Origin of the sequence: Escherichia sp. E13S3, assembly GCF_004212325.1 — a bacterium.
In the GTDB taxonomy this organism is placed as follows: domain Bacteria; phylum Pseudomonadota; class Gammaproteobacteria; order Enterobacterales; family Enterobacteriaceae; genus Escherichia.
Genome location: NZ_RHJR01000004.1, coordinates 121206 through 133991, shown reverse-complemented (window position 1 = coordinate 133991; position 12786 = coordinate 121206). Strand labels below are relative to the sequence as shown.

Here is a 12786-nt window from a genome sequence, read left to right as displayed (position 1 = left end):
TAGGGGCTTCCCATGAGTGCGTTAAATAAGAAAAGTTTTCTTACTTACCTGAAAGAGGGCGGTATTTACGTCGTTCTTTTAGTTTTGCTGGCGATTATTATTTTCCAGGACCCAACATTTTTAAGTCTGTTGAACTTAAGTAATATTCTCACCCAGTCATCGGTGCGTATTATTATCGCGCTCGGCGTGGCAGGGTTAATTGTCACCCAGGGGACTGACCTTTCTGCTGGTCGTCAGGTAGGGCTGGCGGCAGTGGTAGCAGCGACGTTATTGCAGTCGATGGATAACGCCAACAAAGTGTTCCCGGAAATGGCGACGATGCCGATTGCGCTGGTTATTCTGATTGTCTGTGCTATTGGCGCGGTTATCGGTTTGATCAACGGGCTGATTATCGCCTATCTCAACGTAACGCCATTCATAACCACTCTCGGCACGATGATCATCGTTTATGGCATTAACTCGCTCTATTACGACTTTGTTGGAGCGTCGCCTATTTCTGGTTTTGACAGTGGTTTCTCCACTTTTGCCCAGGGCTTTATTGCGCTGGGGAGTTTCCGTCTCTCTTACATCACCTTCTACGCCCTGATTGCGGTGGCATTCGTCTGGGTGCTGTGGAACAAAACCCGTTTTGGTAAGAACATTTTTGCCATTGGCGGTAACCCGGAAGCGGCAAAAGTTTCTGGTGTCAACGTCGGCCTGAACCTGCTGATGATCTACGCGTTGTCTGGCGTGTTCTATGCCTTCGGCGGGATGTTAGAAGCCGGACGTATCGGCTCTGCCACCAACAACCTCGGCTTCATGTATGAGCTGGATGCTATCGCGGCGTGCGTGGTGGGCGGCGTATCGTTCAGCGGCGGTGTGGGGACGGTGATTGGCGTGGTTACCGGGGTAATTATCTTTACGGTCATTAACTACGGCCTGACGTACATCGGCGTAAACCCGTACTGGCAGTACATCATCAAAGGGGCGATTATTATCTTCGCTGTGGCGCTGGATTCACTGAAATACGCACGTAAGAAGTGATGTGATTGTGGGTATTGCCGGATGCGCCGCATCCGGCAATCGGTGCCAAATGCTGGTTTTACAACGTTACCGGGTGTTCTTTCTCTCCTTTCTTAAACTTCACTTCTCCGAGATCGATACAAGCCACCGGGCAAACATGACCGCAAAGCAAACAACCAACGCATTTTTCGGTATTACAATGCGGCGTACGCGTTTTCTCGTTCCATTCCATCGCCTGATGACCGCCGTCGTAACAGGAAATATAACAGCGTCCACAGCCAACACATTTATCAAGATTGATACGGGGATAGACAATATAACTGCGGTCTAAATCTTCTGCCGGAACAATATTATGATTCGCCAGACCTACCATCTCCTGCAACGAATCAAATCCCTGATCGGCAAGGTAATGGGACAACCCGCTCGCCATATCTTCCACAATGCGATACCCGTACTGCATAATGCCGGTGGTCACCTGCAAGGTTGCCGCGCCGAGCAATAAAAACTCCGCCGCATCTTCCCAGGTTTCAATACCGCCGATACCGCTGATCGGGAAATCGCGCAGCTCTGGATGCGTGCGCATTTGCTGAATAAAGCGTAGGGCGATCGGTTTCACCGCTTTACCGGAATAACCGGAAATGCTCGATTTGCCGTTAACGATCGGCATACCAATTTTCTGATTAAGATCGATATTGGTGATGGATTTGACGGTGTTAATCGCTGCAATGCCATCTGCGCCGCCGCGCTTCGCCGCCAGCGCCACTTCGCACATATCACCGATATTCGGCGTCATCTTCGCCAGCATTGGCAGCGTGGAACCACGTGTCACTGCCCGACAATATTTTTCTACCAGCTCCGGGCTTTGCCCGACATCGCTACCCATCGCATGAGAAGTCATTTGCGGACAGGAGAAGTTACACTCGATCATATCGGCGCCAGCTTCTTGCACCAGACGCGCCAGCCCTTCCCACTGCTGCTCATTTTCCCCCATAATCGAAGCGATCAATACTTTGTCCGGGTAATCTTCTTTCAGCCGACGCAAGGCGGCCAGATTCTCTTCCAACGGATGTTCAGCAATCTGTTCCATATTTTTGAAGCCGATAAAACCGGTATCTTCTTTCACCAGATGATCAAAACGCGGTGAGACTTCATTAGCGATAAAAAAGCCGATCGTTTTGAACACCACGCCACCCCAGCCGGTGTCGTAGGCTTTGGCGCACATCTCGTAGCAATTGCCAACCGGTGAAGAAGAGAGGCAGAACGGGTTGGGAAACTTCACGCCGCAAAAGGTAATAGAAAGATCTTTCGTTAACATGAGCAAGCTCCCTCTAAATAGTGATGGATCGCCTCGGCGGCTTCTTTCCCGGTTTTCACTGCATAAACCACGGTTTTGTCACCCTCAACAATATCGCCAGCGGCAAACAGTTGCGGGTCGCGGGTCTGGTAATTTTGCGTTTCGATGGTGTTGCGCTGTGGTTCCAGCGCCGCAAACGCGGCAAGTTCGGCATGCTGACCTACAGCGAGAATAATTTTGTCCGCCGCCATCGTCAGTTCGCCCGGTAAACGGACATGTTTAAACGTCACTTTATTGCCGTCTACAGCCACTGGCGTAAAGCCATCGATAATCGATACCCCCAATTTCTGAGCGCTGGTGAACTCTTTCTTGCTTGCCGGAAACTCATCTAACTCTTCACGCGCAACGCAGGTCACCGCCTGGCAACCAAGAACTTTCAGCGTGCTGGCAACGTCCATCGCGACATCGCCGCCGCCAATAATTAATGCGCTCTGTGGGATGCTGATATCGCCCTGCGCCTGTCGTGCACGTTGCAAGAAGTCGACGGCAATCTCAACGTTGCTATGTTCAAACAGCGGCAGACCAGAACCGCTCGATAACCCCACGGTGACCAGAACCGCTCGGTTTTTCGCTTTCAATTGTTCCAGCGTGAGTGTGTTACCAATCTCGCAATTGCACTTAATGGTCACCCCCATTTTTTCAATACGGGCGATTTCTGCATCCAGCACTGATTGCGGCAAACGAAATTGCGGAATGCCATTACGCAGCCAACCACCTGGCTGTGCTTCTTTTTCATAAATCGTGACGTCGTATCCCCGGTTGGTCAGTGTCACACTCGCTTGTAGCCCGGCAGGGCCTGCACCAATAATCGCCACTTTGCCGAGCGTTTTACTGCCGGGCTGATAAATCTCCATTCCGGTTTGCTGTTCGAAATCAGTAACAAAACGCTGTAAGCGGCCAATATCAATCGGGTCGTCGACACCGGCACGTGTACAACCTCGCTGGCATAATTTTTCCGTAGGGCATACTCTGGCGCAAACGGCACCTAAGGCATTATTTTCGCGAATCGTCTCGGCAGCACCTTTAAAATTACGAAAATAAATTGAGCGAATAAATTTTCCCGGATCGGTTTGCGCCGGGCAAGCCTGACTACAGGGCGCGTCGTGACATAATAAACAGCGAGAGGCTTCTTTAATCGCCAGTAAAGGCGTAAAAGCCGGAGTGAGTTCATCCAGATAATTTTGTTGCGGCATGTGATCTTCCTTAATGCTATAGGTAATTAAGGCGAGCGTTTAGTCAATAATAATGTACTGATATTAAGGCTAAGCGTGCGGGGAAATTTAAACTGTGAAAGGATTCACAAATAGCTGCGGTTAAGAATGTGATATCCGCAGCTTATCAGGTGAAGTAATAACTATTCTCAATAATTAACTGGAGAGGGGAATATTAACGATAGAAAATAAGATAAATAATCATGCCAATAGATAAAATTCCGAAACCACAATACGCCACCATATAAGCAAAGAAGAGTCCCGGATTTTTTTCGCGCCAGACATACACCGGTTCCGGCGAATTTTTAACCCGTTTATCAATCGCGCCAGCACGCCAGCCTTTCCACGCTTCGCGAAAACAAAATACAGGGATGAGGAAAAAAACGGCAACGACAAAAAACTGCTGTACATCCATAACTACTTTCCTTGTTTCTTTTGTAATTCAAGTAACTGCTCGGGCGTGACGGCGGGATAGCCCTGCGCATCTTCCGGCACTTGATGCATTGCCGGAATAGGGACCAATGGACCTAAAAAGCGCGGCTCACGTTTAAAAATATAAAGGTCAGCCAGCGCGCCGAAACGGGCGGCAAATTCGCGAATACGGACAGACCACATATCTTTTGGCGATGGTACGGCATAACACTGGGCCTGAATACCCATATGTAAAGCGATAAATAATGCCCGCTCACAGTGAAAACGCTGGGTGATAATAATGAAATCGTTAGTATCGAACACTTTGCGCGTGCGTACGATGGAATCCAGTGTTCGGAAGCCCGCGTAATCGAGAACAATATCAGAGGGGTCGACGCCAGCGGCTATTAAATCTTTGCGCATGGTCATCGGTTCGTTATAACTTTGCAACGCGTTATCGCCGCTAAGTAATAGATAGTTCACCTTACCGCTGTTATAGGCATTAATCGCCCCCTGAATACGGTAGCGGTAATACTGATTAATGACTCCGGTGCGATAATACTTTGCTGTGCCAAGCACCACGCCGACCTGACGGTAGGGGAGATCCTGCAACTCGTCGTAGATATAAGGCGCGGTTTTCCAACTCATCCAGCGATCGAGGCCGAGCACAGTCAACAGCAGCAAGCCGATCATGACTAACAGGCTGTAGAACAGACGCTTTAACATGCAGAAGACTCGATCTCGGGAAATTTTTATCAGGCTACTTTACCCGCTGCTTTTGCGCAAGAAACGGTAAACTGTTTGCCGGGATTTTCGACATCAGGAGAGCGCTGGCAAGTCTGATGCAACGCTTATCAGCGTGCCAGACCTGTAGGCCGGACAAGGCGTTCCCGCCGCATCCGGCACCAGGCTTAAGCGAGAAGAACGCGGTCGATACTGTGACAGCCGAGAGCTTTCAGCGTTGCGGAGGTTGCATCCCACTGAATCAACGGCGCATCGGCTTTTTCTGCCAGAACCGCGCGCTGGATATCCGGGTAATCATAACCCTTGAGATTCAACAGAATTAACGCACCCTGCAATGGCGGCAGAGTCGGGTTGAATGCGGCGTTTTCAGCGTAGCTGCCGCTGAAAATACGACCGTCTTTGCATTCCAGCGCTACACCGCTTGGTGACTTACTGTAAGGCATGTGCGAACGGTTTGCCGCGGCAATCGCCGCCTGAGAAAGCGCATCACCAGTTAACGCAAAGCCGTGATCCTGCTCGTCCATCAGCAGCGTTTTTATCTCCAGATCTTTTGGTCCAAAGGCATCCGGCAGATAGTCACGCAGTGCGTGCGCTTCGCGACCCGGCAGATGAATACGCAGATCCAGACCGCTGTTCAGTTCATTCATAAACTGACGGCAGTGACCACAAGGCGTGTAGTTAACGGTGATGGCCGCGAGAGCTTTCTCACCGCTTAACCAGGCGTGGCTGATAGCACTTTGTTCGGCATGAACAGTTTGCTGCATTGTTGCACCAATAAATTCCATATTGGCACCGAAATACCATGTACCACTCACGCCGCGTGCAATAGCGCCAACGTTAAAATTCGACAATGGCGTACGCGCACAGGCCGCAGCCAGCGGTAGCAGTGCGAAAGCCAGCGCGTCTTCGTCCAGCCCGGTTGCGCTCTTAAGCGAAGAGACTTGCTCCCCGGTCAACAAAGCGGGGAAGTACTTGTCTGCCAGAATAGGTTCCAGCGCAGATTGCAAGTTATCCGCAAGTTGGGCAAAAGCAGTTTGAAAACGTGGATGCATGGCGTTGCCTCATAATCATGTAATGGGATAACAGTTTACGAACCTGCTATGGCTTTATATGTGATCTGAATCTCATTAATTATGCAACAAGTGAAACGTACATCAAAAATGCGCGACGCATCGCAAATTTTAGCCCATTACTGCCAGAATAATTGGGAAAAGAAACGGCGCGATCAACGAAGTAATAATCCCGCATAACACCAGCGCCAGCGAACTAAATGCGCCTTCCTGATAATCCAGCTCAGCACAGCGCGCCGTACCGAGGGCGTGGGAAGCCGTCCCCATCGCCAGACCGCGCGCCGCTTTGGTACGAATACGCATCGCATTAAGTAACGTATGACCAAAGACCGCGCCGAGGATCCCGACGAAAATGACACAAACTGCACTGATTGCCGGAATACCGCCAATACTGCCGCCGACAGCCATCGCAATTGGCGTGGTGACTGATTTCGGTAATATTGACGCAGCAATTTCCGGTGAAGCCCCCATCAACAATGCCACGCAAGTCCCTGTCACCATCGCTACCACGCTGCCGATAAAACAGATGGTGATGATTGATTTCCAGCGGGCGCGGATTTGATGCAACTGTTCATATAAAGGATAGGCCAGTGCGACGACCGCCGGTTGCAGCAGATCGTTTAGCACTTCGCTACCTTTAAAGTAGCTGTCGTAAGAGATGCCGGTCAGCATTAAAAAAGGAATGATCACCACCATTGCCACCAGCAACGGGTTAAGCAAGGGAAACTTATACCGCGCCGCCAGCTTGCGGGCGGCAAAAAAGACAATCAACGTCAGCGGTAATGACCACCAGATATTTGCCATCATTCTTCTGATCCTTTCTGACCTACGACTTTACGTTCACCGTGCACCAGTTGAGAACTCCAGCTCACCACCAGAAAAACCACCAGCGTACTGACTGCACAGGAAACCACTACCGGGCCAAATTGCGCACGTAGTAAATCAAAATATTGCATTACGCCTACGCCAATCGGCACAAACAATAGCGCCATATAGCGAATTAAAACGTAACACCCCGGATTGACCCACTTCGCCGGAAGAATTTGCAAGGCCAGCAGGACAAACAGGATCAGCATCCCGATAATGCTGCCCGGAATGGTTACCGGTAGCAGGGATGCAATGAAAATGCCTGCATACAGGCAGGCATAAATCAGGACGAAAGCGCGTAAATATTGCCAGATAATGTTCAGTGTCTTACTCATAATCAACACCCCAGATGAGATGGATTCATCATACAATTAATTCATAAAATGTGCTACAGATCACATTAAGAATTCATCGCTATTTTTCGTGCCTGGGTATGACGATGTGAGCAGCGAACTCAGGCAAATCTGCTTTTTCGCAACAGAAAGTGTGTTTGCCATAGATCAAGCATAGAGAGGGATTGCAGCTTTGCCGCAATCCCTCTCGGCAGACCTTTAATCCGCTGACCGGAGGCGCTAACATAGCGCCTCATTTTTTTGCGGGTGATGATATGCGTGTGTTACTGGCGCCAATGGAGGGGGTACTTGACTCTCTGGTGCGCGAATTGCTGACTGAAGTTAACGACTACGATCTGTGCATCACTGAGTTTGTTCGCGTGGTGGATCAACTGCTGCCGGTAAAAGTTTTTCATCGCATTTGTCCTGAGCTACAAAACGCCAGCCGTACTCCTTCAGGTACGCTGGTGCGCGTACAGTTGCTGGGGCAGTTTCCGCAATGGCTGGCAGAGAACGCCGCCCGTGCGGTGGAATTAGGTTCCTGGGGCGTGGATCTTAACTGCGGCTGCCCGTCGAAAACGGTTAACGGCAGCGGCGGTGGGGCAACGTTACTGAAAGATCCCGAACTCATCTACCAGGGCGCGAAAGCGATGCGCGAAGCCGTACCGGCGCATTTGCCCGTCAGCGTGAAAGTGCGTTTGGGCTGGGACAGTGGCGAGAAAAAATTTGAAATTGCCGATGCTGTTCAACAGGCTGGTGCTACGGAGCTGGTGGTGCATGGGCGGACAAAAGAGCAGGGGTACCGCGCGGAGCATATCGACTGGCGGGCGATTGGCGAGATTCGCCAGCGGCTGAATATTCCGGTGATTGCCAATGGTGAAATCTGGGACTGGCAGAGTGCGCAACAATGCATGGCTATCAGCGGCTGCGACGCGGTGATGATTGGGCGCGGGGCGCTCAATATTCCCAACCTGAGTCGGGTGGTGAAATATAACGAACCGCGAATGCCGTGGCCGGAGGTCGTTGCATTGCTGCAAAAGTATACCCGTCTGGAGAAACAGGGAGATACCGGCTTATATCACGTCGCGCGGATTAAGCAGTGGTTGAGTTATTTACGTAAAGAATATGATGAAGCAACGGAATTATTTCAGCATGTGCGGGTGTTGAATAATTCCCCTGATATTGCAATGGCTATTCAGGCAATTGATATCGATAAGCTGCGATAATAGTGGAATCGCAGCTTATAAGGGACAATGAATCGCTTATTCAGCTTCATCATCTTGTTGCGCTCCTTTCATGAGCTAAGCCACATATTGCTACTGGTGCAAGGAGCGCACAGGGGGAGGACAATCGCCTCCTCCCCCTGCACCCCCGGGCTCTGGCGAACAAAATCGCCGCTGCGCGGTACCTTCAGCTTATCCCCCTCGGCTACCGGGTCGGGCGCGAGGTAACGTCCTTGTATGACGCGCCCTCAGCCCACATCCATGTGGGCTGCCCCGGCCTTCGGGGAACGCTTCAGCGATTTTGACGCCACCAACACCGGAGCTGTTTGCAAATCAAGTACACAAAACATCTAATTACTAGCCTGACAACTTTTATGCCATATCTGATTTTTAAAATATCATCTTAAATACGCCAGTCACCACCAGTAGCCCAATCAGGAAAATAATCAATACTGCCCAGAGTATAATTTTCATTGGCGTTCCTTTATTTGTGAATGCTGAATAAGTATAGGAAAAAATGAAACTCTTTGCCGTCATTCATAAACGATTAAGATAAATCAGAGGATATCATTCACTTACTGTATATTTTCTGGATATGTCGTTTTATTTCCGCTGATGTATTGCCACGCGAAACTAAAAAATATATCGCCACACACGGTAATCTCCGCGCACCGTTTCTTACCTGATTATTCCCCATGAATCGTGATTCATTTAATGCAGCAAGCGTCTGTTTTCCGCTTTTAATTTTGTTGGCTGGGTGTGCGCCTGTGCACGAAACTCGCCAGGCGTTAAGCCTGCAAACGCCTGCCACGCAAGTGGACACTGCGTTACCTGCGGCATTGAAAAACGGTTGGCCAGACAGCCAGTGGCTGGAATACCACGATAATCAACTCACTTCCTTAATTAATAATGCAATACAGAACGCGCCGGATATGCAGGTGGCTGAACAGCGCATTCAACTGGCTGAAGCGCAGGCGAAAGCAGTAGCGACCCAGGATGGCCCGCAGGTAGGTTTTTCTGCGGATATGGAACGGCAAAAAATGTCGGCTGAAGGGTTAATGGGGCCGTTTGCCCTGAACGATCCTGCCGCAGGAACTACGGGGCCGTGGTATACCAACGGTACTTTTGGTTTAACGGCGGGCTGGCATCTTGATATTTGGGGAAAGAATCGGGCGGAAGTTACTGCTCGCCTGGGGAATGTTAAAGCACGGGCGGCTGAACGTGAGCAGACCCGACAATTGCTGGCTGGCAGCGTGGCACGCCTGTACTGGGAGTGGCAAACCCAGGCAGCTTTGAACACTGTATTGCTGCAAATCGAAAAAGAGCAGAACACCATTATTGCGACCGATCGCCAGCTCTATCAGCGTGGAATTACCTCTTCGGTTGAAGGTGTGGAAACCGATATTAATGCCAGTAAAACCCAGCAACAGCTCAACGATGTCGCGGGTAAAATGAAAATCATCGAGGCGCGATTAAGTGCGCTCACCAACCATCAGAAAAGCGCATTGAAGCTGCATCCGGTCACGTTGCCGAAAGTGGCAAGCCAGCTTCCTGATGAACTGGGATATTCCTTGCTGGCCCGGCGGGCAGATTTGCAGGCGGCGCATTGGTATGTCGAGTCGTCGTTAAGTACCATCGACGCAGCAAAAGCGGCATTTTATCCCGACATCAATCTGATGGCCTTCCTGCAACAGGATGCTTTGCATTTAAGCGATCTTTTTCGTAGCTCCGCCCAACAGATGGGCGTCACGGCGGGGCTGACATTGCCAATATTCGACAGCGGCAGACTTAATGCCAATCTTGATATTGCGAAAGCCGAAAGCAACTTGTCGATTGCCAACTACAACAAAGCAGTGGTCGAGGCGGTGAACGATGTGGCGCGGGCGGCGAGTCAGGTGCAGATACTGGCAGAGAAAAACCAGCATCAGGCACAAATTGAGCGCGATGCCATGCGAGTGGTGGGGCTGGCACAGGCGCGATTTAACGCGGACATCATCGCGGGTTCCCGCGTCAGTGAAGCCAGAATTCCGGCGCTTCGCGAACGAGCCAACGGCCTGCTTTTGCAAGGGCAATGGCTGGATGCCTCCATTCAACTCACCAGTGCGCTGGGCGGGGGCTACAAACGCTGAGGATATGCGCCTTCTATACTTAACGTTTAGTCAGCGTTAGGTGGAGAACTCAATGGCGCAGGTCGCGATTATTACCGCTTCTGATTCAGGGATAGGTAAAGAGTGCGCGTTATCACTGGCGCAGCAGGGGTTTGATATTGGCATTACCTGGCACTCTGATGAAGCAGGGGCAAAAGATACCGCCCGTGAGGTGGTTAGCCACGGTGTACGTGCGGAGATCGTGCAACTGGATCTCGGTAAACTGCCAGAAGGAGCACTGGCGCTGGAGAAACTTATTCAACGGCTGGGGCGCATTGATGTGCTGGTGAATAATGCGGGCACGATGGCCAAAGCGCCGTTTCTTGATATGGCTTTTGATGAGTGGCGAAAGATTTTTACCGTTGATGTCGATGGTGCATTTTTATGCTCGCAAATTGCTGCCCGCCAGATGGTGAAACAAGGGCAGGGCGGTCGCATCATCAACATTACGTCGGTACATGAACATACGCCGCTGCCGGATGCCAGCGCCTACACAGCCGCTAAACATGCGCTCGGCGGGTTAACTAAAGCAATGGCGCTGGAGTTAGTGCGGCACAAGATTCTGGTGAATGCGGTCGCGCCTGGCGCGATTGCCACGCCGATGAACGGAATGGATGACGGCGATGTGAAGCCTGATGCAGAGCCTTCGATCCCCCTGCGACGTTTCGGCGCAACGCAAGAGATTGCCAGCCTGGTGGCCTGGCTATGTTCCGAAGGCGCCAATTACACCACCGGGCAGTCGCTGATTGTCGATGGCGGTTTTATGCTGGCAAATCCGCAGTTTAAGCCGGAGTAGTGCAATGAGGTGAGTGGCTATTTCAATAGGTAATATTTTGTAGGCCTGATAAGACGCGCAAGCGTCGCATCAGGCATGGTGCACCGAATGTCGGATGCGGCGCGGACGCCTTATCCGACCTACAGGCCGCATCATGAGATAACTGCTTTACGCCTGATTATCCGGCTTTTTCTTCCCGCGCCGTTTCAGCCACCAGCGAACACCAACCACCAGAGCCACAACCAGAATCAACCAAACCCAGTGCTTCAAATGTTGGTCAAGTTCGTGCAACCACGGCGCAATCACCTGGCCACCTGCGTAGCCAATGGTGGTAAAAATCAGCGCCCAGGCAAATGCGCCGAGAATATTCAGCGGTAGAAATATTTTCGGCGGTAGCTGACTAGCGCCAATCAGCGTCGGACCAATCACCCGAAAGCCATACATAAAACGTGTACCAATAACAAACAGATACGGATGACGTTGGATCAGCTTCTGCGCCCGTTCAATTTTATCCTGATGTTTTGATAAACGTCGTAACAGCTTGCCGCCAAACCGCCGCCCGCACAGATAAAGCGCCTGGTCGCCAATCATGCCGCCAAGTGCTACGGAAAGTACCACTAGCGGGAATTTCAGCAGCCCCTGATGCGCGGCAACACCACCGAGCAAGGTGACGGTTTCACCTTCAGCCAGACTGCCAAGTACCAGCGCGGCATAACCATATTGTGAAATAAGTGTATTAATATCCATAGGCCAGTCTGTCTCCCTTTGGTTACCTGTAAGCATACACCCAGTAAATTATTCACGCAGAAAAAGCCCCTCAGGGTAGTGCACTAATTTTGTGGTTGAATAAAAATTAATCACAAGCTGACTTATACTTGAACTGTCAGGTTCATGAACTCACAACAAGGGGGCGGTATGAGCCATGTCTGGGGACTGTTTTCCCATCCCGATCGTGAAATGCAGGTGATTAATCGTGAAAACGAAACGATTTCTCATCACTACACCCACCACGTTTTGCTGATGGCGGCGATTCCGGTGATTTGCGCCTTCATTGGCACCACGCAAATCGGCTGGAATTTTGGCGATGGCACTATCCTGAAGTTATCCTGGTTTACCGGACTGGCGTTGGCTGTCTTGTTTTATGGCGTGATGCTGGCTGGGGTCGCGGTGATGGGGCGGGTCATCTGGTGGATGGCGCGCAATTACCCACAGCGCCCGTCGCTTGCGCACTGTATGGTCTTCGCGGGATACGTCGCGACGCCGCTGTTTCTAAGCGGTCTGGTAGCGCTTTACCCGCTGGTCTGGCTGTGTGCTCTGGTCGGCACGGTGGCGCTGTTTTACACGGGGTATCTGCTTTATCTCGGTATTCCAAGCTTCCTGAATATTAACAAAGAGGAAGGTCTTAGCTTCTCCAGTTCGACACTGGCGATTGGTGTGCTGGTACTGGAAGTCCTGCTCGCCCTTACCGTCATACTTTGGGGGTACGGTTATCGTCTGTTCTAGAAAGTTCTTTTGCGTTGCATTGCTGGCGTAAATGTCAGCAATGCAGCATTTCCTCACGATTCTCCTTTGACGACCGCACTTTTTGCTCGTTATGATGGCTTCGCTAGCCTCAGTAAATCCTTACTCCGGCGGTGCGCAACCCGTGCG

Annotated in this window: 14 protein-coding genes; 5 read left to right on the top strand and 9 right to left on the bottom strand. The window is 51.0% G+C overall.

Translation table 11 applies throughout. The features are described from left to right. The first annotated feature begins 12 nt into the window (after positions 1–12). Positions 13–1023 (top strand): galactose/methyl galactoside ABC transporter permease MglC, encoded by a 1011-nt coding sequence (gene mglC, locus D9597_RS05945; protein ID WP_001275110.1) that lies wholly within the window; start codon positions 13–15, stop codon positions 1021–1023. 58 nt (positions 1024–1081) lie between these two features. Here the strand turns inward: mglC and preA are convergent, their stop codons facing one another. From preA to D9597_RS05910, 7 genes are all read right to left on the bottom strand, one after another. After that, complete coding sequence (preA, locus tag D9597_RS05940; protein ID WP_130221872.1) at positions 1082–2317, bottom strand: NAD-dependent dihydropyrimidine dehydrogenase subunit PreA; 1236 nt, start codon at positions 2315–2317, stop codon at positions 1082–1084. Continuing rightward, positions 2311–3549, bottom strand: coding sequence for an NAD-dependent dihydropyrimidine dehydrogenase subunit PreT (gene preT, locus D9597_RS05935; protein ID WP_130221871.1), 1239 nt, complete (start codon positions 3547–3549; stop codon positions 2311–2313). The genes preA and preT overlap by 7 nt, the downstream gene beginning before the upstream one ends. A 193-nt stretch (positions 3550–3742) precedes the next feature. Further along, positions 3743–3982: a DUF2542 family protein gene (locus tag D9597_RS05930; protein ID WP_130207056.1), complete on the bottom strand. Its 240-nt coding sequence runs from the start codon at positions 3980–3982 to the stop codon at positions 3743–3745. A gap of 2 nt (positions 3983–3984) precedes the next feature. Next, a complete protein-coding gene (gene sanA / locus D9597_RS05925) occupies positions 3985–4704 on the bottom strand; it encodes an outer membrane permeability protein SanA (RefSeq protein ID WP_130207054.1) in 720 nt (239 codons plus the stop codon). A 185-nt stretch (positions 4705–4889) separates the two neighbouring features. Further along, positions 4890–5774, bottom strand: coding sequence for a cytidine deaminase (gene cdd / locus D9597_RS05920; RefSeq protein ID WP_130221870.1), 885 nt, complete (start codon positions 5772–5774; stop codon positions 4890–4892). A gap of 129 nt (positions 5775–5903) precedes the next feature. Beyond that, positions 5904–6599: a CidB/LrgB family autolysis modulator gene (locus D9597_RS05915; RefSeq protein ID WP_130207051.1), complete on the bottom strand. Its 696-nt coding sequence runs from the start codon at positions 6597–6599 to the stop codon at positions 5904–5906. Continuing rightward, positions 6596–6994 carry a CidA/LrgA family protein gene (locus D9597_RS05910; protein WP_001295452.1) on the bottom strand — a complete coding sequence of 133 codons (399 nt, stop codon included), beginning with the start codon at positions 6992–6994 and terminating at the stop codon, positions 6596–6598. The genes D9597_RS05915 and D9597_RS05910 overlap by 4 nt, the downstream gene beginning before the upstream one ends. Positions 6995–7266: 272 nt before the next feature. Here D9597_RS05910 and dusC point away from each other — a divergent pair, with 272 nt between their 5' ends. Then, positions 7267–8217, top strand: coding sequence for a tRNA dihydrouridine(16) synthase DusC (gene dusC, locus D9597_RS05905; protein ID WP_130221869.1), 951 nt, complete (start codon positions 7267–7269; stop codon positions 8215–8217). Positions 8218–8604: 387 nt separating this feature from the next. Here the strand turns inward: dusC and yohP are convergent, their stop codons facing one another. Continuing rightward, the gene (gene yohP / locus D9597_RS23285; protein WP_000691708.1) at positions 8605–8688 is read right to left on the bottom strand and encodes a small membrane protein YohP; all 84 of its coding nucleotides are present in this window, start codon (positions 8686–8688) and stop codon (positions 8605–8607) included. A gap of 221 nt (positions 8689–8909) precedes the next feature. Between yohP and mdtQ the strand changes: the two genes are divergently transcribed. Together mdtQ and D9597_RS05890 are read left to right on the top strand one after the other, a co-directional pair. Continuing rightward, positions 8910–10343 carry a multidrug resistance outer membrane protein MdtQ gene (gene mdtQ, locus D9597_RS05895; protein WP_130221868.1) on the top strand — a complete coding sequence of 478 codons (1434 nt, stop codon included), beginning with the start codon at positions 8910–8912 and terminating at the stop codon, positions 10341–10343. A gap of 52 nt (positions 10344–10395) precedes the next feature. Beyond that, a complete protein-coding gene (locus D9597_RS05890; protein WP_130221867.1) occupies positions 10396–11157 on the top strand; it encodes an SDR family oxidoreductase in 762 nt (253 codons plus the stop codon). Between the two features lie 147 nt (positions 11158–11304). Here the strand turns inward: D9597_RS05890 and D9597_RS05885 are convergent, their stop codons facing one another. Next, positions 11305–11883 (bottom strand): DedA family protein, encoded by a 579-nt coding sequence (locus tag D9597_RS05885; RefSeq protein ID WP_130217150.1) that lies wholly within the window; start codon positions 11881–11883, stop codon positions 11305–11307. A 168-nt stretch (positions 11884–12051) separates the two neighbouring features. Here D9597_RS05885 and D9597_RS05880 point away from each other — a divergent pair, with 168 nt between their 5' ends. After that, entirely contained in the window at positions 12052–12639 is a 588-nt protein-coding gene (locus D9597_RS05880) for a Yip1 family protein (protein ID WP_001295454.1), read from the top strand. The last annotated feature ends 147 nt before the right edge of the window (positions 12640–12786 follow it).

Excerpts from the sequence above, each read along its gene's own strand:
- mglC (WP_001275110.1), top strand. The coding sequence starts at position 13 with ATGAGTGCGTTAAATAAGAAAAGTTTTCTTACTTACCTGAAAGAGGGC.
- preA (WP_130221872.1), bottom strand. The coding sequence starts at position 2,317 with ATGTTAACGAAAGATCTTTCTATTACCTTTTGCGGCGTGAAGTTTCCC.
- preT (WP_130221871.1), bottom strand. The coding sequence starts at position 3,549 with ATGCCGCAACAAAATTATCTGGATGAACTCACTCCGGCTTTTACGCCT.
- D9597_RS05930 (WP_130207056.1), bottom strand. The coding sequence starts at position 3,982 with ATGGATGTACAGCAGTTTTTTGTCGTTGCCGTTTTTTTCCTCATCCCT.
- sanA (WP_130207054.1), bottom strand. The coding sequence starts at position 4,704 with ATGTTAAAGCGTCTGTTCTACAGCCTGTTAGTCATGATCGGCTTGCTG.
- cdd (WP_130221870.1), bottom strand. The coding sequence starts at position 5,774 with ATGCATCCACGTTTTCAAACTGCTTTTGCCCAACTTGCGGATAACTTG.
- D9597_RS05915 (WP_130207051.1), bottom strand. The coding sequence starts at position 6,599 with ATGATGGCAAATATCTGGTGGTCATTACCGCTGACGTTGATTGTCTTT.
- D9597_RS05910 (WP_001295452.1), bottom strand. The coding sequence starts at position 6,994 with ATGAGTAAGACACTGAACATTATCTGGCAATATTTACGCGCTTTCGTC.
- dusC (WP_130221869.1), top strand. The coding sequence starts at position 7,267 with ATGCGTGTGTTACTGGCGCCAATGGAGGGGGTACTTGACTCTCTGGTG.
- yohP (WP_000691708.1), bottom strand. The coding sequence starts at position 8,688 with ATGAAAATTATACTCTGGGCAGTATTGATTATTTTCCTGATTGGGCTA.
- mdtQ (WP_130221868.1), top strand. The coding sequence starts at position 8,910 with ATGAATCGTGATTCATTTAATGCAGCAAGCGTCTGTTTTCCGCTTTTA.
- D9597_RS05890 (WP_130221867.1), top strand. The coding sequence starts at position 10,396 with ATGGCGCAGGTCGCGATTATTACCGCTTCTGATTCAGGGATAGGTAAA.
- D9597_RS05885 (WP_130217150.1), bottom strand. The coding sequence starts at position 11,883 with ATGGATATTAATACACTTATTTCACAATATGGTTATGCCGCGCTGGTA.
- D9597_RS05880 (WP_001295454.1), top strand. The coding sequence starts at position 12,052 with ATGAGCCATGTCTGGGGACTGTTTTCCCATCCCGATCGTGAAATGCAG.